This window comes from Variovorax sp. PBS-H4 (assembly GCF_901827205.1).
Taxonomy (GTDB): domain Bacteria; phylum Pseudomonadota; class Gammaproteobacteria; order Burkholderiales; family Burkholderiaceae_C; genus Variovorax.
In genome coordinates, this window is record NZ_LR594675.1 from 198,811 (window position 1) to 215,704 (window position 16,894).

Annotated in this window: 19 protein-coding genes; 5 read left to right on the forward strand and 14 right to left on the reverse strand. The window is 66.5% G+C overall.

The window, feature by feature from the left end:
• Positions 1-2: 2 nt before the first annotated feature.
• The 6 genes from E5CHR_RS00960 to E5CHR_RS00985 are packed head-to-tail and all read right to left on the reverse strand — an operon-like array spanning position 3 to position 5,531.
• Positions 3-1,997 carry a hybrid sensor histidine kinase/response regulator gene (locus tag E5CHR_RS00960; protein ID WP_162577955.1) on the reverse strand — a complete coding sequence of 665 codons (1,995 nt, stop codon included), beginning with the start codon at positions 1,995-1,997 and terminating at the stop codon, positions 3-5.
• Entirely contained in the window at positions 1,994-2,881 is an 888-nt protein-coding gene (locus E5CHR_RS00965) for a sensor histidine kinase (protein ID WP_162577956.1), read from the reverse strand. Before E5CHR_RS00965 ends, E5CHR_RS00960 begins: the two co-directional genes overlap by 4 nt.
• 3 nt (positions 2,882-2,884) lie before the next feature.
• Positions 2,885-3,913: an ATP-binding SpoIIE family protein phosphatase gene (locus E5CHR_RS00970; protein WP_232061908.1), complete on the reverse strand. Its 1,029-nt coding sequence runs from the start codon at positions 3,911-3,913 to the stop codon at positions 2,885-2,887.
• The gene (locus tag E5CHR_RS00975) at positions 3,904-4,308 is read right to left on the reverse strand and encodes an anti-sigma regulatory factor (protein ID WP_162577957.1); all 405 of its coding nucleotides are present in this window, start codon (positions 4,306-4,308) and stop codon (positions 3,904-3,906) included. Before E5CHR_RS00975 ends, E5CHR_RS00970 begins: the two co-directional genes overlap by 10 nt.
• The gene (locus E5CHR_RS00980) at positions 4,298-4,672 is read right to left on the reverse strand and encodes an STAS domain-containing protein (protein ID WP_162577958.1); all 375 of its coding nucleotides are present in this window, start codon (positions 4,670-4,672) and stop codon (positions 4,298-4,300) included. The genes E5CHR_RS00975 and E5CHR_RS00980 overlap by 11 nt, the downstream gene beginning before the upstream one ends.
• Positions 4,673-4,688: 16 nt before the next feature.
• The gene (locus E5CHR_RS00985) at positions 4,689-5,531 is read right to left on the reverse strand and encodes an STAS domain-containing protein (protein ID WP_162577959.1); all 843 of its coding nucleotides are present in this window, start codon (positions 5,529-5,531) and stop codon (positions 4,689-4,691) included.
• Between the two features lie 261 nt (positions 5,532-5,792).
• Between E5CHR_RS00985 and E5CHR_RS00990 the strand changes: the two genes are divergently transcribed.
• Both E5CHR_RS00990 and E5CHR_RS00995 read left to right on the forward strand, forming a co-directional pair.
• On the forward strand, positions 5,793-6,830 hold the full coding sequence (locus tag E5CHR_RS00990; protein WP_162577960.1) for a L,D-transpeptidase family protein: 1,038 nt from the start codon (positions 5,793-5,795) through the stop codon (positions 6,828-6,830).
• 97 nt (positions 6,831-6,927) lie between these two features.
• The gene (locus tag E5CHR_RS00995) at positions 6,928-7,380 is read left to right on the forward strand and encodes a M23 family metallopeptidase (RefSeq protein ID WP_232061909.1); all 453 of its coding nucleotides are present in this window, start codon (positions 6,928-6,930) and stop codon (positions 7,378-7,380) included.
• A 29-nt stretch (positions 7,381-7,409) separates the two neighbouring features.
• Here the strand turns inward: E5CHR_RS00995 and E5CHR_RS01000 are convergent, their stop codons facing one another.
• On the reverse strand, positions 7,410-8,090 hold the full coding sequence (locus E5CHR_RS01000; protein WP_162577962.1) for a GNAT family N-acetyltransferase: 681 nt from the start codon (positions 8,088-8,090) through the stop codon (positions 7,410-7,412).
• Between the two features lie 144 nt (positions 8,091-8,234).
• On the opposite strand from E5CHR_RS01000, the gene E5CHR_RS01005 reads away from it, so the two are divergent.
• Both E5CHR_RS01005 and E5CHR_RS01010 read left to right on the forward strand, forming a co-directional pair.
• Positions 8,235-8,426 (forward strand): DUF3606 domain-containing protein, encoded by a 192-nt coding sequence (locus E5CHR_RS01005; protein ID WP_332061174.1) that lies wholly within the window; start codon positions 8,235-8,237, stop codon positions 8,424-8,426.
• A gap of 418 nt (positions 8,427-8,844) precedes the next feature.
• Complete coding sequence (locus E5CHR_RS01010; RefSeq protein ID WP_162577963.1) at positions 8,845-9,087, forward strand: DNA-directed RNA polymerase subunit alpha C-terminal domain-containing protein; 243 nt, start codon at positions 8,845-8,847, stop codon at positions 9,085-9,087.
• Positions 9,088-9,093: 6 nt separating this feature from the next.
• Here E5CHR_RS01010 and E5CHR_RS01015 read toward each other — a convergent pair whose 3' ends face one another.
• The 5 genes from E5CHR_RS01015 to E5CHR_RS01035 form a co-directional block, all read right to left on the reverse strand.
• Positions 9,094-10,308, reverse strand: a complete 1,215-nt coding sequence (locus E5CHR_RS01015; protein ID WP_162577964.1) for a beta-ketoacyl-[acyl-carrier-protein] synthase family protein — start codon at positions 10,306-10,308, stop codon at positions 9,094-9,096.
• Complete coding sequence (locus tag E5CHR_RS01020; protein ID WP_162577965.1) at positions 10,305-10,559, reverse strand: acyl carrier protein; 255 nt, start codon at positions 10,557-10,559, stop codon at positions 10,305-10,307. The genes E5CHR_RS01015 and E5CHR_RS01020 overlap by 4 nt, the downstream gene beginning before the upstream one ends.
• Before the next feature lie 34 nt (positions 10,560-10,593).
• Positions 10,594-11,301, reverse strand: a complete 708-nt coding sequence (locus E5CHR_RS01025) for a phosphatase PAP2 family protein (RefSeq protein WP_232061910.1) — start codon at positions 11,299-11,301, stop codon at positions 10,594-10,596.
• Positions 11,302-11,629: 328 nt separating this feature from the next.
• Positions 11,630-12,208 (reverse strand): DUF4276 family protein, encoded by a 579-nt coding sequence (locus E5CHR_RS01030; protein ID WP_162577967.1) that lies wholly within the window; start codon positions 12,206-12,208, stop codon positions 11,630-11,632.
• Positions 12,209-12,235: 27 nt separating this feature from the next.
• Positions 12,236-13,393 (reverse strand): AAA family ATPase, encoded by a 1,158-nt coding sequence (locus E5CHR_RS01035; protein ID WP_162577968.1) that lies wholly within the window; start codon positions 13,391-13,393, stop codon positions 12,236-12,238.
• A gap of 153 nt (positions 13,394-13,546) precedes the next feature.
• On the opposite strand from E5CHR_RS01035, the gene E5CHR_RS01040 reads away from it, so the two are divergent.
• Complete coding sequence (locus E5CHR_RS01040; protein WP_162577969.1) at positions 13,547-15,580, forward strand: acetoacetate--CoA ligase; 2,034 nt, start codon at positions 13,547-13,549, stop codon at positions 15,578-15,580.
• A 132-nt stretch (positions 15,581-15,712) separates the two neighbouring features.
• On the opposite strand, the gene E5CHR_RS01045 is transcribed toward E5CHR_RS01040, so the two are convergent.
• Together E5CHR_RS01045 and E5CHR_RS01050 are read right to left on the reverse strand one after the other, a co-directional pair.
• A complete protein-coding gene (locus tag E5CHR_RS01045; RefSeq protein ID WP_162577970.1) occupies positions 15,713-16,114 on the reverse strand; it encodes a phage holin family protein in 402 nt (133 codons plus the stop codon).
• 10 nt (positions 16,115-16,124) lie between these two features.
• Complete coding sequence (locus E5CHR_RS01050) at positions 16,125-16,721, reverse strand: hypothetical protein (RefSeq protein WP_162577971.1); 597 nt, start codon at positions 16,719-16,721, stop codon at positions 16,125-16,127.
• Positions 16,722-16,894: the final 173 nt, after the last annotated feature.

Genomic DNA, 16,894 nt, shown 5'->3' on the forward strand with positions numbered 1-16,894 from the left:
AGCTAGCCTCGCAAGCGCTGGGTCGCCAAGGCCTCGCCGAGCAGGGCGAGCAAAGCGTGCGGCTGCAGTGGCTTTCCCAAGTGAGCGTCGAAGCCTGCTTCGTTCGCCTTGTCATGGTCCTGCGGCCTGGTAAAGGCCGTGTGCGCCACGGCAAAGACCTTCGGCCGGCCATCGGTGCTCTCCAGGTGCCGCACCTCGCGGATCAGGTCGTAGCCATCGCGTCCGGGCATGCCGATGTCGCTCACCAGCACGTCCGGCCATTGTTCGCCGAGGAGCTGCAGGGCGCTCTCGTAGTCGCAGGCGAGGCGCACCGCGGCGCCGGCTTCGGCCAGGACCACGGTCAGGATCTCGCTGGCATCGGCGTTGTCCTCCACCACCAGCACGTTGACATTCGCCAGGCTGTGCGCGGCGCGCTCGTCCGCGTGCTGTGCATCGGCTTCTTCCAGCTGGACGATCGGCACGTCGCCGTTGGGCAATGCACGGATCGACACGTGCAGGGTGGTGCCCCGCTCTTCGCCGGCGCTGTCTGCCGAGATGGTGCCGCCATGCAACTCGACCAGATTCTTGACGATGGACAGCCCCAGCCCCAGGCCGCCATGCCGGCGGTTGTCCGGAGAGTCGCTCTGCGAGAACCGGTCGAACAGGTGCGGCAGGAAGTCGCTGGCGATGCCCCGCCCGAAGTCCTGCACCGAGAGCAAAAGCTGGTCGTCCTGCCTGCCCATCTCGATGCGAACGCGCCCGCCGTCGTCCGAGAACTTGATCGCGTTCGACAACAGGTTCCACACGATCTGCTGAAAGCGCGTGGCATCGATGTAGGCGGGCGGATCGGCGCGGGCCTTGTCGAATTCGATCGTCACGCGCTTGGCCGCCGCGGGCTCGGACAGCGCCTCGATGGCGGAGGCCACGTGCGAACGCGGCTCGACCCATTCGCGATGCAGGCGCAGCTTGCCCGAGCTGATGCGCGAGACGTCGAGGATGTCGGCGACCAAGCGCGCCTGGGCCTTGACGCTGCGGTCGATGGCGTCGAGCCCTCTCTCCATCTGATCGGGCGTGCGGTTGCTGCGCCTCAGCAGGTGCACCCATCCGCCGATGGCATTGAGCGGATTGCGCAGCTCGTGCGACAGCACGGCGACGAAGTCGTCCTTGGTGCGGCTCAGGCGCTCGGCCGCGGCGCGCGCCGCCTGCTCGCGCTCGAGCACCTCGCGCCGGCGGTTCTCCAGCTCGAAGCGTTCCGACACGTCGACACCGATGGCAACGCGCAGGCCCGCCTCGTCGAAGGCCGACATCTTCCATTCCAGTCGGATCCAGGAGCCGTCGCGCCGCTTGAGCGGAATCTCGCCGTGCCACGAAGCGGCGCGCTGCGACGTGCCGGCGAACTGCTCCTGCATCCGCTCGGTCCAATCCTCCGGCACCAGGGCGAAGACGGGCTGGCCGATCAGCGCTTCGCGTGTTTCGCCCAGCATGTTCACCATCGCCGGATTGACGTCGGCGAAGGTTCCGTCGGGCGTGATCAGCGCGAGGCCGATCGGGGCCTGGTCGTAGATCTCCCTGAAGCGCGCCTCGCTGCTGCGCTGCTTCTCCTCGGCCATGCGCGCGCGGATCAGCGCCTGCAAGGTCGCGACCAGGATGGGCGGCTCGACCGGATGGATCAGATAGGCGTCGGCACCGGCGTTGAGGCCGGCGACCTTGTCCTCGGCGCGTACGAAGGTGGCCGAAAGATGGACCACCGGCAAGGTGGAGGTGGCCGGCAGCGCCCGCAGCTCGCGGCAGACCTGGAACCCGTCCAGGTCCGGCAGATGCACGTCGAGCACCACGGCCGAGACCTGCTGCCTCGCCAGGCGCAGCGCCTCGGTGCCGGTGCCGGCCTGCAGGGTGGCGAAGCCGGCAGCGCGAATGACGCGCTCGGTGGCATAGCGCGTGGCCGGGTTGTCGTCCACCACCAGCACCGTGTGCAGGGAACGGTCGATCGTGATGCTGATGACCGGCTCGGGCGTCATGGCGCGTGCTGCTCGCCCGGCGCCGAGCCGACCAGCCGAACCGGCAACACCACGGAGAAGACCGAGCCCTTGCCGAGCTCGCTCTGGACTTCCACGTCGCCGCCGAGCAGCACGGCCAGGCGCCGGCTCAGGGCCAGGCCCAGCCCGGTGCCGCGCAGGCGCTTCTGCACCGGCGAGTCGACCTGCGCGTAGTCGTCGAAGACGGCCTTGTGGTGCTCGGGCGCGATGCCGATGCCGGTGTCGGAAACCGAGAAGCGGACGGAAGTCTCGGCGACGCGCGTCGCCTTCACGCGCACCTCGCCCTCGGGCGTGAACTTCAAGGCGTTGGAAATGAAGTTGCGCAGGATCTGCGACAGCTTGCGGTCGTCGGTATAGAGCCGCGGAAGTCCTTCGGGCTCTTCGAAGATGAGGGCAGTGGCCGGGTTCACGAGAACGGGCCGGAACATGCCGCGGAGGGCGGAGAACAGGTCGACCATCTCGAACCAGGCCGGCGAGATGTCGACGCGGCCGGCCTCGATCTTGGCGAGGTCCAGCAGATCGTCCACCATGTCGGCGAGCTCGGCCGCCGTCGAATCGACGAAGGCCACCTGCTTGTGCTGCTCCGGCGTGAGCTGCCCGTCGACCTGGTCGCTGAGGATGCGCGCGATGCTCCGGATGGCACCGATCGGCGTGCGGAACTCGTGGCTCATGTAGGCCAGGAAGCGGCTCTTGAGCTCGGTGGCCTTGCGCAGTTGATCCGCCTGCGCATCGAGCTCGGCATACAGGGCCACCACGCCGCGGTTGGTTTCTTCCAGTTCCGCACGCAGTTCGTCGGCTTCCTGACGGCTGGAGGCCAGTGCCTGAGCCAGTTCGGCGCTGTCGGACGCCGCTGCGGTGTTGACCATCGGCTACTCCTTTCGGCGCAAGACCACGACGGTAGCGTCGTCGCGGTGTCGCGTATGGTCGCGCAAAAGAACGCAGGCGACCAGTGTGGGGTCGCGCTGAAGCAGGGGGCGGATGCGCTCGGCCGACCAGCGGGTCTCGATGCCGTCGCTGTGCAGGATCACGACCGCGTGCGGCGGCAGCTCGGCGCTCGTCACTTCAGGCTTGCGGATTCTGATGCCGGCGGTTCCGTGCTGCGTGATGAAGGCCTTGTCGAACACGCCCGACACGATGCGCCCCGAGATGTTGCCTGCGCCGGTAAAGGTCAGGGTCGAGGCGGCAGCGTCCACGCGCGCGACGCACACCGCGCCGCCGCGGGTCGTCTGCAGCGCCTGGTGCACGCGCTCCAGGGTGGCGTGCAGCTCGGCGGCCGGAGCCTGCGCAAAGCTGGCCGTGGCTGCGAGCGACGCCTTGGCGGCCTCGGGGCCATGCCCCAGGCCATCGGCCAGGAGCACCGCGTTGCAGTCGGCATCGGTTGCAGCTGCGGCCCAGGCGTCGCCGCTGACCGTTTCGCCGGGCGCCGGCAGGCAGACCGCGCCGATCAGGATCGACCCGGGACCTGGTCGGACCGTTTCGCGCCGCGAGCCGGCGGCGCGCACCCGGGCAACGCTGACGGTCCCTTCCGGCATGGTGGAATGGATCTCGAAGGCATCGGCGACGCGCTTCACGGCTCCCAGGCCAGTGCCCGGCGTGCTGCCCGAAGAGTGCCCGTCCCGCATGGCCAGCGCGATGTCGGGAATGCCGGGGCCTTCGTCGATGCCTAGGATTTCGACCTCGCTCGCCTGCGGCCGCGCGGCGATCAGCAGCCGTCCCTGGTGGGCATGGCGCTGCAGGTTGGTGCCGAGCTCGGTGATCACCAGCGCCAGCCGGCCGGCATCGAGCTCGCTCCAGCCCATGCCGGCCGCGAGTTGCGCGGCGTGGCGCCGGGCCTCCCCGACGCGGCTGGCATCCTCCATGGGGAATGCCCTGTGGGTCCAGCCGGCGGTTACTTCCACTTGGTGATGCTCACGCGCGTGCCCTGCCCGACGACCGACGCAAGGTCGAACTCGTTCACCAGGCGCTTGCTGCCGGGCAGCCCCAGGCCCATGCCGGTGCCGCTGGTCCAGCCGTCGGACAAGGCCAGGGCGACGTCGGGGATGCCCGGGCCCTGGTCCTCGAAGTGCAGCCGCAAGCCGGGCTTGCCGTTGCGCTCCACATGCTCCCAGCGCATTTGGCCGCCGCCGCCATGGACCAGCGTGTTGCGCGACAGTTCACTGGCGGCGGTGATCATCTTGGTCTGGTCCACCAGGGAAAACTTCAGGCCCTGGCACAGGGCGCGCACCATCTGCCGGCTCGCCACGATGTGCTGCTCGCTTTGAAGCGGCAGGCTGCCGGTCGGTTCAGGGTTCAACGCTGCTCTCCAGGCGGGAGCGCCGCAGCAGCTCCAGCCCGCGCTCGACGTTCAGCGCAGTCTTTACACCCTCCAGCGAGAGGCCCAGTTCGACCAGCGTGATGGCGACCGCCGGCTGCATGCCCACCACGACGGTGGTGGCGGACAGGATGCCGGTGATGCCCGAGATGCTGGTCAGGATGCGGCCGACGAAGGAATCGACGATCTCCAGCGCCGAGATGTCGATCATCACGCCCGAGGCGCGGGTCTTGGCAATCTGGTTTGCCAGGTCGTCCTGCAATGTCAGTGCGGTCTGGTCCTGCATATCGACCTGGATGGTCACCAGCAGGGTATCGCCCATCCGCAAAATCGGAATACGGTCCATGAACGCCTGCCTCTGCCTACTTGCTGCGCTCGATGCGCCAGCCGGTCTGCCGCAGGGCCAGGTCCAGCGCATCGGCGAGCGTCGCCTTGGTGCGCACCCCTTGCAGGTCGATGCCCAGGTGCACGATGGTCTGGGCGATCTGGGGACGGATGCCGCTGATGATGCAGTCGGCGCCCATCAGGCGGATCGCGGTCACGGTCTTCAGCAGGTGCTGGGCGACGAGGGTGTCGACGGTCGGCACCCCGGTGATGTCGATGATGGCGAGCTCCGAGCCGGTCGCGACGATCTCCTGCAGGAGCGCTTCCATCACCATCTGCGTGCGGCTGCTGTCGAGCACGCCGATCATGGGCACGGCCAGGACGCCTTCCCACAGCTTGACCACCGGCGTCGACAGTTCCAGCAACTCTTCCTGCTGGCGCCGGATGATGTCTTCCCGCGCCCGCTGGTAGGTATCGACGGTTTGCTGGGCCCACTGGTCCACCATGGTGGACAGCGCCCACAACGCCTTGCCCATCGCGGCCGGGTCCTTGGCCTCGCGCCGCTGGATCGCGTCGAACAGGGGCTTCTTCAACGCCAGCACGAAGAGGCTGGTTTCCCCCGCCGTGCGGCCCTTGGCCGCGCGCGAACGCGACAGGGTGGCCAGCGAATCGCGCAAGGGCGCCCAGCCGGGGCCGTCGAGGCGCGAGGGGTCGCTTCCGGCCTGCAGTGCATCGCGCAGCTGGCGCAGCAACTCGCTGGCCTCGGCATTGGCGGCTTTCCGGACATCGGCGTCGACGATCTGCGCCTCGGTCAGCCAGGCATCGATCACGTCTTTTTCTTCATCGCGCAGCGTCGCCAGCAGTGGCGCGGGTTCAGTCATTGAGCTTCCTCTTCCGTGGTTGTGTTCCGTGTCGGCGTTGGCCGGGAACGGAGACTACGATCGTAGCGGCCCGGCCGCGCCGCCGTGGCCATGGATCAGTCGCGTGAACCGCTTTATGACGTAGGAATGCGCTGACAGGACTTCGGTCGCATCGCCTTGCGCCGTCGACGAGAGCTGAGCATTTGTGTCTGCTTGCGACTACAAGGCTCGACGCCCGGCGCACCCTATGGTGCCTCCAGCTTCACCAACGCCCTCTATCCAATGACTACCTTTCGCAGAACCTTTCTACGGGCTGCGGCCCTGCTGGCCGTGGGCGGCACGGGGGCGATGCCCTGCCTGGCGACGGCCGCGCGCAATGGTCCTCCGGCAGTCGGCAGCGCCGCGACGGGCCCGGCCGCGCTCGACCGGCTCAATGCCGTCGGCGAAACACCAGTGCTGGCGCAAGGTGCACGTGGCCCCGCGGTCATGCGCGCACAGGTCCTCCTCGATCGCGCCTGGTTCTCGCCGGGCGAGATCGACGGCGGCTTCGGCGCCAACATGCGCCGGGTCGTCGCGGCCTACCAGAAGGCCCATGGCCTGACGGAAAGCGGCAAGGTCGACGACGCCACCTGGGCCGCGCTGAAGGTCGACACGGAGCCCCTGTTCCAGCTCCACGAGCTGACCGACGAGGAGGTGGCCGGGCCGTTCACGCGCATCCCGAAGGACATGCCCGAGCGTGCCAAGCTCAAGTCGATGGGCTATGAGACCTTGCAGGAAGCCCTCTCCGAAAAGTTCCACATGTCTCCGAAGGCGCTGGCGGAGCTGAACCGGGGCGCACGGTTCGAGGCCGGCAGCCCGATCGTGGTCGTCAACGTCACGGGCAAGGCCGATGCGGGCGTGGTGAAGGCGGCGAAGTCCATCGAGATCGACAAGAGCGCGCACATGCTGTTCGTCCTCGATGGTGCCGGCAAGCCGTTGGCGGGATTTCCGATCAGCATCGGCGGTCCGCTCGACCCATTGCCGCTCGGCAAGATGAAGATCATCAACGAGGTGAAGGACCCGACCTTCACCTACGACCCGGCGCTCCTCAAGAAGGCGCCTGCCGATGCCTCGAAGGTCGAGCTCGCCGCGGGGCCCAACAACCCGATCGGCAACGTGTGGCTGGGGCTGTCCAAGCCGCACTGGGGCATCCACGGCACGCCCACGCCGGAGCGCGTGGGCCGCGAAGAAACCAATGGCTGCATTCACCTGACCAACTGGGATGCCGCCCGCCTGTCGCAGCTCGCAAAAGCAGGCTTTGCCGTCGAAGTGAAAGCCTGAAGACGAGCAGATGCACATCTCGCGGCGACGCCTGGCAGCGGCATCTGCGTGCTTGCTGGTGCCGGGGTGGCTACAGGCCCGGGCCGAAGCCCCGAGCGTGGGGCAAGCATTGCTCGCGGCGCGTTCACTGCGATTCCCCGTCGATGGCGTGCGGCCCGAGAGTGTGCGTGACACCTTCGCCGACGGCCGCCCCGATCACCGCCACGAGGCACTCGACATCATGGCGCCGCGCGGCACGCCCGTTCGCGCGGTGGACGACGGAAGGCTGGTCAAGCTGTTCGACAGCCGGCACGGCGGCTTGACCGTCTACCAGTTCGATCCGTCCGAGCAGCTGGCCTACTACTACGCGCACCTCGACGGCTACGCCGCAGGTATTCGCGAGGGCATGCAGCTGTGGAGGGGCGACCTGATCGGCTACGTGGGAAGCAGCGGCAACGCCGCACGCGACGCGCCGCATCTGCACTTCGCGGTGTTCCTGCTCGGGCCGGAAAAGCAATGGTGGAAGGGGACGCCGCTGAACCCCTACAGCGCCCTGCGTGCAGCTCGATGAGCGCGCCCTGCCTCGGGCCAGCCTGGCCGCTAGTGGCTGCGCAGGTTCATGTGAAACGCGATCACGGTCACATCGTGCTCCGACGGTGCCAACCCCAGGATGGCCGTGGCACGCAGATCGTGCTCGGGGCAGCGAACGAACCCCATCTGCTGGTACAGCTTGCAGGCGGTCGTCATGAACGACGAGCCGTGGATGCCCATCGTCGGCGCGCCGAGTTCGCGCGCCCGCGCCACGCAGTACTGGGCGAGGCGGCGCCCCAGCCCGCGGCCGCGGGCATCCGGATGCACCGCAAGCTTGCGAAAGCCTGCCCAGCCCTCGGGCAGGCCCAGACCTTCGAGGCCGGCGTCGGCGTAGAACACCACGCTGCCCACCACCCGGCCCTGCCATTCAGCGACCAGCAGCTGAGTGCCTTGCTCGGGCTTTTCGACGTGGCGCAGGTCGTCGAGGTAGGCCTCGAAGACGGCCGGCGGCACGCTCCTTCGGTACTGGGAATACGCGGCCATCCGGATCGATGCGATGGGCGTGGCCTCATGGCGCGCGGCGGGGCGAATGCGGCAACCGGCGGCGGCGATGGCCCTCTCGAAATCCTGCATGTCTTTCTCCTTCATTCCTCGGGTGGTCGGGTGACCGATGAAGGAGCTCAGCTTAGGCGCGGGGGTCGTGCCCATCTTGAAGGAACGCGACATGTCGTCGTCGCCGGCATAGGCCATGCGGCCGATGGCTTTGACGCGCTGTGGCCCGCGTGCGCCTTTGCCGCATAGGACGATGCAGGCTTTTCCTACGAGGCCGTGACGTATGCGAAGGCAGGCTCTTGCACAAGATCCACCTCACCCCACAAAGCCATGCGTGAAGCCATGATTTCCCCCGCCCATCTGTTCATGCCGTCCGTCGCCAACATGGCGAACGTGCGGCTGATCGACGTCACCGACTCGAGCGATGTCGACTACTGGACCGAAGCGTTCGGCGTGAGCGAAACGGAGCTTCGTCTCGCCGTTGCCGCCGTCGGCAGCTCAGTGCAGGACGTGCGCGACCACCTCGGCAAGTAAGGCCTGCTGCGCCTTCGGCGGCTGCGGCTTTGGTTCGCAGCCTGCGAGGGCGGCGAATGCCAGCGAGGCAAGGGCCAGCGAGAGTGTCCGAAGCTTCATGATCTTCTCCTTCGAGCGGTGCGGCGCCGGCGCGTGGACCCGGCTGGCCATTCTGGCGCCGCCATGACGGCTTGCCTGTCAGCCAAGAGCCAACCCCCGCACTTGGCGGCGGTCGCACGGCGCGGTGATCAGCTGCAGCTGCGCCAAGCGTTGCGGAAAACCCTGTCGGGCCTCGATACAGTGACTGAAATCAAGGCAGACGGATTGCCTGAAATCTGGGCTGCGGGGATGGTTTCCGAGCGAAATACCTGCCGTTTCAGGGCTTGAATGGATGGCATGAACTGTGCAAGTTCCAGGCATTGTTTTCGGAGACGTCCCCATGAATGAGGGTCAAGCCATCGCAATCCGGCCTGCGACCGAGTCCCTGCTGGATGCCGACATCGAAGTTCTGAGACTGTCGCTTCGCACCACCAACGTGTTGCGCCTCAACGAGCTGCACACGGTGCGTGACCTGACGCGCGTCCCGGCGAAAAAGCTCTTCGTGCTCTCGCGGCTGGGCCGCAATTCGCTGCGGGAGATCGTCGAGAGCGTCCACCGCCGAGGGCTGCGGCTCGCGGAGTGAGCGCCTTCAGGCGCGGCGGAAGACCAATACCGAATTGGTGCCGCCGAAGGCGAAGGAGTTGCTGATCGCGGCTTCCAGCTTCGGCGCCGCCACGCCGCCCTGAAGCACCAGGTTCAACCGGCACTCCGGGTCCATGGCCGTGCAATGGGCGTTGGGCGGCAACTGCCGCCGGTACAGCGCCAGCACGGTGATCACCGCTTCGAGCGCGCCCCCTGCACCGAGCAGGTGGCCGTGCAGGGCCTTGGTGGAGCTCACCTGCAGATCGCCGAGCGTGGCCTCGCCCCAGACCTCTGCCAGCGCATTGCGCTCGACCACGTCGCCGATGCGGGTGGCGGTGCCGTGCGCATTGCAGTAGCCGATGTCGCGCGGCGCGAGCCCGGCCGAACGCAGCGCGGCGCGCATCGCACGGGCCTGTCCGGGGGTGTCGGGCTTGGTGAGATGGGTCGCGTCGGAGCCGATGCCCCAGCCAGCCAGCCGCGCATAGGTGCGTGCGCCACGCGCGCGGGCACGCTCCACGGATTCGAGCACCACGAAGGCGGCGCCTTCGCCCAGCGCGAAGCCGCTGCGGTCGGTGGAAAAGGGGCGGACGGCGCGCGCCTCCTCGCCGGGCGCGAAGGTGGCGAGCGTCTGCATGGCCTGCCAGGCGAGCACCACGCCGGGCACGATCAGCGCCTCGCTGCCGCCGGCAATGGCCACGTCGACCTCGCCGCGCCCCACCGCCTTCGCGGCCTCGGCCAGCGCCACGCTGGACGATGCGCAAGCCACCGAGTAGGTGAGCACCGGCCCCTGCGCCTGCTGGCGCATCGCCACCTGCGCGGCCGGCGCGTTGGGCATGAAGGAGGGAACGGTGAGCGGCGGCATGCGCGTGCTGGCGCCGCGGTAGGCGGTCTCGACCGCGGCGGCGCCGCCCATGCCGCAACCGACATAGACGCCGATGCGCTCGGGGTCGGCATCGCCGAGCGTGCCGGCGTCCCGCACCGCCAGGTCGGCGGCAGCCACGGCCATCTGGCTCACGCGATCCACGCCGGCCAACTGCAGCTTGGTGAACCAGCGCGACACGTCGAACGGGGCGAGTGCGGCGGTGGTGGGCTTGGGCAACTCGGGCAGCACGGGCCGCAGCGCCGATTCGCCGCGCATCAGCGCGTCGAACATGGCGCCGGGGTCATCGCCGTGCGGGCTCACGACGCCCAATCCGCTGACCGCGACCTCCACGGCGCTCACTTGGCTGGGGCCGATGCCGGCTGCGCCGCCAGGGTCTTGTCGACCATGGCTGCCAGCTCGGCCAGCGTGTCGACGTTCACGTCCGTGTCGGGCATGGAAATCTTGAAATGGTCTTCGACCGCGAACACGAATTCGACCAGCGTGAGCGAATCGAAGCCCTTGTCGCGCATGGATGCGTTGGGGTCGAGCGCTGCCGGGTCGAGGCCGTACTTTTCCTGGATCAGGTCCTGTAATTCTTTCAGCGAACTCATGGAGCGATGTCCGTCTTCATGCGGGGGCGGTGGGTCATCTGTAGGGGATGATATCCGCTCCCCCGAAGACTGCAGGCGCGTTGCCGCCTGGCGCCGGGCGCCAGCGCATCGAGGGCCAGGCGAAGGCAATGCCCAGCAGTGCGCCGGCCAGCGCATCCAGCGCCACGTGCTGCTTGACCGCCAGGGTCGAATACGCGATGGCGGCGAACCAGAGCCCATTGGCCAGGCGCAGCGCGACGGGCGCGCGCGTGCGGTGCAGCACGTCGTCCACCCGGATGGCAGTGAAGATCGCGACCGCCACGTGCATCGAAGGGCAGGCGTTGCCCGGCGCGTCCACGCCCTGCATCAGCGCGAAGCCGGGAAAGTCCGAGCTGCCGGCCATCAGCGGCGGCACCTGTGTCGGCCAGAAATGGAACAGGCCCAGCCCCGCGATGCACAGCGCGCCGACCCAGAGCCCGTAGACCACCAGCTCGGTGAAGTTGCGCTGCAGCCCGGGCGCCAGGCCGACGTAGAACCACAGCGAAAAATACGCGACCAGCATTTCCGGCTGGAAGGGAACCATCCGGTCGATGGCGGTCAGCGGCATCACGGTCATCGGATGGACCGGATGGCGCAGCAGCTGGAAGTACCCGATGAAGAAGAGCCAGGTAAATAGCGTGACGCCGACGATCTTCAGGGCCAGCAGGTGGCGGATGCGAAAAAGGAGCTCGGCGCGCCATTGCGGGGGATGGGAAGAGGGCATGTGAGCGCCGAGCATGCCTGTTTTCGCGCCGGCATGAAACCCCGGGATCGTGGGCGCTCATTCATATGGGGCGGCGCGCAGATGAACTCGTCGGTTCACTGCAATGGCGCCACCGTTTCTTCACCTGTTGCCTCATCGATCAAAGAACCGTCCCTTGCAAAAAATCTCCCTGCTTGTGGTTCGACGGCAACGCCAAGAAGGCTGTGACCTTCTGCGCGAGCGGGCGGCACGCCGATGGGCGTTGGCTTCGAGATCGAGGGGCCGACGGCAGGTCAAGGACTCGACCAAGGTCCAGCGCACCATGAGGCCATGTTGGAGATGTGCAAGCTCAGCGCATGAATTGCTGAAGGCGAGTGAACGTCCGTTCCAGACTGGGCGAATTTGAGAGAGCAGTTAGCGGGTCCCACTGCTGCCGTACAAAGGCTACCAAGCGTTCGTTGTACATCGGGCCAATCTGCACGCTGCTTCCCGCAGGAGGCACCAGTTCCGCAGCGAGCCGCCGGGAGCGGCTGCGCCTAACCAGGTTGATCAAAGTCCTTTTCGGATCATCGACTGTGTCTGGAGCTTGAGGGATTTTGATCGGCGGAATGCCCGCAAAGGTCGCGAAGGCCTGTCGGTCTGCCAGCACCCAAGCTTCCGTTTCACGAACGGCGACGCGGAACATCATCGTCGGGGGAAGGTTTTCAGCCCCCCATTCCTCCCGCAGCGAAGCGGCGCATTCCGCATTGTCAAGATCCGTCAATACGACGTGCGGAAGTACCAGGCTTGCCTCTCGATACTTGTTTATGGACCGCTTGATATTTCCGAAGCCGCGCTCAATCTTTGGCAGTATCACGCGGAAAGTGCGACCACAGCGTAGGAGGATGCATTCCATCACCGCGAAGCTCAGCTCATCTTCAGCCACCAAGGCAACATCGATAGGAGACGACATCGTCTACAGCAGAGATAGTTGGGTCAGGCTGCTGGGTCTGGTTTTGCTGGCCATGGCTTCTGCGACCGTGTATCCAGCCGCGACAAGTTTGATGTCCTGCTCTGTTGCAGCCAGCACCCGCGTGCCCTCGGATGAAGGCTCTAGGCGCAGCACTTCGCGTGGGTCGATGCTCTTGTGCTCCAAGATCGCGCTGCTGTGGGTGGTAATGAGGATCTGTCGCCGATGCTTGGCCAGACGCTGCATTTCCCAGAGCAGCGGCGGGATCTCCCTGACAACAGCCTCATTAAGGGACAGCTCCGGCTCTTCTAGCAAGAGGAGTGAATCACCCTCGAGGAGGCTCCACATAATTCCAAGTAGCCTGAGAGTGCCGTCAGAAAATTGATCCTCGCGCTGCCAGCCTGCTTCTGGACGCCAATGTTCGTACAGTGCGCCGAGATGAGGGCTTCCTGTAATGGCATCGCGTTCGAATCGGAGATTGCGCATGTTGGGAACACACGCTCTGAGCGCCGCTTCTATCTTGCGCAGGCGAGCGTCGCGGGTACGGTCGGTCGTCTTCGCGATCCGCTCTAAGAACGACTGACCAAACGGATCACCTTCAAGTTGACCCGTGGCGCCGAGCTCCACATGCTTGAGAAGCTGCGGCACTAGATGAAGATAGGTGAGGGTGCCAAAGAACTGCGAAATCTCACGAAAGTCCTTGTTAGCAACGACCTGCTCCAAGCTCGTCTCTGTCAATCGCTCTTTGTCCTCCTCGTCCTTTCGATCTGGCCGCTCCAGCAAAACTCGCTTTCGAGCAAGGTCCTCGACTTTCTCTTTGCTTATGACCACGCGTTGCTTGCCCTTACCCTCGCTCCGAAACGCCAGTTCGTAGCGCCAGATGGGTGGTTCGTCCGGACGCTCTGCCAACTCGACCGTAATGCCAACTTCCGGGTCCCGTCTAGCAAGAAGGCAGCGCAGCTTGGTCAAGCCACCTCGGGTCTCAACCGCTCGCTGAAGACCTCCTCCCTTGGACTTCGCGACGTCTCGGAGAAACCTCAAGACGTCAAGCAAGTTTGATTTGCCGGCGGCATTGGGGCCGATCACGAATACTCGCTCGCGCAGCGAAACATCAACCTGCTTGAAGTTGCGCCAGTTTTTTAGCTTGAGTCTTGTAATCAACATCTTGGTCGTTTCTTGTTCGCGTACCGCACACGGGATTGGCGCCGCGGCTCATCGAAGCGCCGTCGAATCTATCACCTCATCTGTCTGTGCCATGAGAGGCCTGTCAGCGCAATCCCGATGGTTTGCAACATTGAGAGTCGCTAGGCTGAATGCATGCCAGCCCCTTACGTTCCCCAGATCCGCCTTTACCAGGACTGGCTGCGCGAGCAGCGCGGCCTGGCCTTCGAGTCCTACGACGCGCTCTGGCGCTGGTCGGTCACCGACCTCGAGGCCTTCTGGCGCAGCGTCTGGGATTGGAGCGGCGTCCGTTCGCCGGCACCGCCGACGGTCACGCTGGCCGATGCGCGAATGCCGGGCGCGCGCTGGTTCCCGGGCACGCAGGTCAACTATGCGCACGAGGTGCTGCGCCACGTCGATGCGGCGCATGCGGCCGGCATGCCCGCGATCGTCAGCGAAAACGAGCTCGGCGAGGTGCGCGAGATGTCCTGGCCCGAGCTGCGCCGGCAGATTGCGTCCTGCGCGCTCGCGCTGCGGGCGCTGGGCGTGCGGCGTGGCGACCGTGTGGCGGCCTACCTGCCCAACGTGCCCGAGACGATGGTGGCCTTCCTCGCCTGCTCGAGCCTCGGCGCGGTGTGGAGCGTGTGCGCGCCCGACATGGGAACGGCCGCGGTGGTCGACCGGTTTCACCAGATCGAGCCGAAGCTGCTGATCGCCGCCGACGGCGTCCATTACGGAGGCAAATCGCTGGACCGCGGCGCCGTGGTGCAGGAACTGCGGTCCGCACTGCCCAGCGTCGAGAAGCTGCTGCTGCTGCGCACGCCCTTTGCGGCGCAGCAGCTTGCCGCCGAGGCCGAATGGACAGACGTCGTCTCGCGCGACGACGCCGAAACCGCTGCCTTCGAACCCGAATGGCTGCCCTTCGACCACCCGATCTGGATCGTCTATTCCAGCGGCACGACCGGCCTGCCCAAGCCCATCGTGCATGGGCAGGGCGGCATCCTGCTCACGATGTACGCCTGCGGCCTGCACCACGACCTGGGCGCGAGCTACAGCGCCAACAACTTAGGCGAGCGCTACCACTGGTACAGCTCGACCGGCTGGGTCATGTGGAACTCGCAGCTGTCGGGCCTGGCGTTTGGGGTGACCTGCTGCATCTACGACGGCAATCCTTCGGGCAGCAAGGAGAAGCCCGACTGGGGCGTGCTGTGGCGCTTCGCGGCGCGGCACAAGGTCACTTTTCTCGGCGCGGGCGCGGCCTACTTCGCGAACTGCATGAAGGCTGGCGTCGAGGCGAAGGCATGCGGCGATCTCTCGGGCGTGCGCGCGCTCGGCAGCACCGGATCGCCGCTCTCCGAGGAGGTGCAGCGCTGGGGCACGGCGCAGTTGCTCGCAGCCGGCGCGCCCGAGGTGTGGTGGTACAACATTTCCGGAGGCACCGACTTCTGCGGCGCCTTCGTCGGCGGCAACCGCGAACTGCCCGAGGTGCCGGGACAGATGCAGTGCCGCTTCCTCGGCGCCGCGGTCGAGGCCTGGAACGAGCAGGGGGAGCCAGTGATTGGCGAAGTCGGCGAACTCGTGTGCACGAAGCCGATCCCGGCCATGCCGCTGTGCTTCTGGGGCGACGAGGGCAACGCGCGCTACCTGTCGAGCTACTTCGACACTTATCCGGGCGTGTGGCGCCACGGCGACTGGCTCAAGATCGGCGAGGACGGAGGCTGCATCATCTACGGCCGCAGCGACGCCACCATCAACCGCCAGGGCCTGCGCATGGGCACCAGCGAGATCTACAGCGCCGTCGAAGGCCTGCCCGAAGTGCTCGACTCGATGGTGGTCGACCTGGAGTACCTGGGGCGCGAGAGCTACATGCCGTTGTTCGTGGTGCTGCGGCCGGGCCTGGCGCTCGACGCGACGATGCGCGCGAAGATCAACGACGCGATCAAGACCCGGCTCTCGCCGCGTTTCGTGCCCAGCGACATCTTCCAGGTCGCGGAGATCCCGCGCACGCTCTCGGGCAAGAAGCAGGAGCTGCCGATCAAGAAGCTGCTGTTGGGCCAGCCGATCGAGAAAGTGGTGAACCGCGAGGCCATGGCCAACCCGGGCAGCCTGGGTTGGTACGTGGACTTCGCCGCGCATCGGGCGCAGGCGCAGGCGCCGGGCGGGGAGGCGTTGCCGCAGCGCAGTACCTGACGGCCGTGCTTGCCAAGGCGCGCGCCTAGGTTCAACCCCTATCGCGGCGCCGCCCGCTCATGTCCGCACCCCCTCGGAGCTGCCATGGTTGGCGGCCACCCGGTCGGCCCGCGGCTGGGCGACGAGGAAGCGTTACAGCCAGGTGCCGCTGCCCGGCATCTGGATCGTCGTGGCGGGATCGCCGCCGCCGACCAGTGCACCGAAGACGATGCTCAGCAGCGAAACGAAGAGGCTGGCGAACAAGGCGGTCCAGAAGCCGCGGACCTTGAAGCCCTTCACCAGCGCCGCCACCAGCAGCAGCATCAGCGCGTTGATCACGAGCAGGAACAGGCCGAAGGTCAGCAGGGTCAGCGGGAGCGTGAGCAGGATCAGGATCGGCTTGACGATCGCATTGGCAAAGCCGAGCAGCAGTGCCGAGATCACCAGCGCCGAGGTGCTTTCGAAGCGGATGCCGCTGAAGATGTGGCTGGCTACCCAGAGCGAGACCGCGATGATGGCCCAATGAAGGAGAAAGGGCGCCAGGGTGCTCAGCATCGGCTCGGTCTCAGCGCTCGTTCTCACCGGTGCCGGTACGCGGCGCCGCGCCGGGAATGAAGCGTCGCACCCACGCGCCCAGGCTCGGGCGCCGCGTGTCCTCGGCGGCCGCAGGGCGCCTGCCGTAGTAGGTGTCGCGCTCATGCTGGAGAACCGAAACCAACGCTTCGAGGTTCGCGGGGTTGTACTCCCACAGGCCGCTGACGATGAAGTGGCCCATGTGCTCGGCATTGGGCTTGGGCACGATCACGATGTTGTTGGCACCCAGGCTCTGCAGGAAGGCCGAGCGGGCACCGGCGAGCCGCATGCCGTCGCCGTAGCCCTCGACCTGGCGGCTCAGCGACAGGCTGATGGCCTGCACCGAAGTGAAGTTCTCGGCGATGAAGTAGACCATTTCCACCAGGGCAAGCTTGCTGATCTCGAGCTTCTGCTGCGTGACCGTGGCGCTTGGCGAGAAATGCTCGATGTGGACCTCGGTGCCTTCGCGGTTGACCGGGACGGGGTCGAGGGTCGCGATGTGAAGCGTACCGTCGTACAAGTACATCGGTTCGCCCAGCACATAGGAGCTTGAATGGGGCCCGGTGATTCGCAGTTTCGCTCTGGTCATGTTTCCCTTGAGTGCCCCACTGTAGATCGGCGCGCAGCTTTGCAGGCGCACTGTTTCAACGATTTCGTCGATTTCTGCGGGCAATTGCAGATCATGGAGGACTGGTTTGACGGCGTCTTCCGCCAAAAGACCTATGGCGCGTGCAGGTTCCCGTGTGACTTTGCGTGTTGCAA

What these genes read in the sequence shown, in the direction of transcription:
- E5CHR_RS00960 (WP_162577955.1), bottom strand. Translation starts at nt 1,997, where the DNA reads ATGACGCCCGAGCCGGTCATCAGCATCACGATCGACCGTTCCCTGCAC.
- E5CHR_RS00965 (WP_162577956.1), bottom strand. Translation starts at nt 2,881, where the DNA reads ATGGTCAACACCGCAGCGGCGTCCGACAGCGCCGAACTGGCTCAGGCA.
- E5CHR_RS00980 (WP_162577958.1), bottom strand. Translation starts at nt 4,672, where the DNA reads ATGGACCGTATTCCGATTTTGCGGATGGGCGATACCCTGCTGGTGACC.
- E5CHR_RS00985 (WP_162577959.1), bottom strand. Translation starts at nt 5,531, where the DNA reads ATGACTGAACCCGCGCCACTGCTGGCGACGCTGCGCGATGAAGAAAAA.
- E5CHR_RS00990 (WP_162577960.1), top strand. Translation starts at nt 5,793, where the DNA reads ATGACTACCTTTCGCAGAACCTTTCTACGGGCTGCGGCCCTGCTGGCC.
- E5CHR_RS01000 (WP_162577962.1), bottom strand. Translation starts at nt 8,090, where the DNA reads ATGGCCTATGCCGGCGACGACGACATGTCGCGTTCCTTCAAGATGGGC.
- E5CHR_RS01005 (WP_332061174.1), top strand. Translation starts at nt 8,235, where the DNA reads ATGATTTCCCCCGCCCATCTGTTCATGCCGTCCGTCGCCAACATGGCG.
- E5CHR_RS01010 (WP_162577963.1), top strand. Translation starts at nt 8,845, where the DNA reads ATGAATGAGGGTCAAGCCATCGCAATCCGGCCTGCGACCGAGTCCCTG.
- E5CHR_RS01020 (WP_162577965.1), bottom strand. Translation starts at nt 10,559, where the DNA reads ATGAGTTCGCTGAAAGAATTACAGGACCTGATCCAGGAAAAGTACGGC.
- E5CHR_RS01025 (WP_232061910.1), bottom strand. Translation starts at nt 11,301, where the DNA reads ATGCCCTCTTCCCATCCCCCGCAATGGCGCGCCGAGCTCCTTTTTCGC.
- E5CHR_RS01035 (WP_162577968.1), bottom strand. Translation starts at nt 13,393, where the DNA reads ATGTTGATTACAAGACTCAAGCTAAAAAACTGGCGCAACTTCAAGCAG.
- E5CHR_RS01040 (WP_162577969.1), top strand. Translation starts at nt 13,547, where the DNA reads ATGCCAGCCCCTTACGTTCCCCAGATCCGCCTTTACCAGGACTGGCTG.
- E5CHR_RS01045 (WP_162577970.1), bottom strand. Translation starts at nt 16,114, where the DNA reads ATGCTGAGCACCCTGGCGCCCTTTCTCCTTCATTGGGCCATCATCGCG.
- E5CHR_RS01050 (WP_162577971.1), bottom strand. Translation starts at nt 16,721, where the DNA reads ATGACCAGAGCGAAACTGCGAATCACCGGGCCCCATTCAAGCTCCTAT.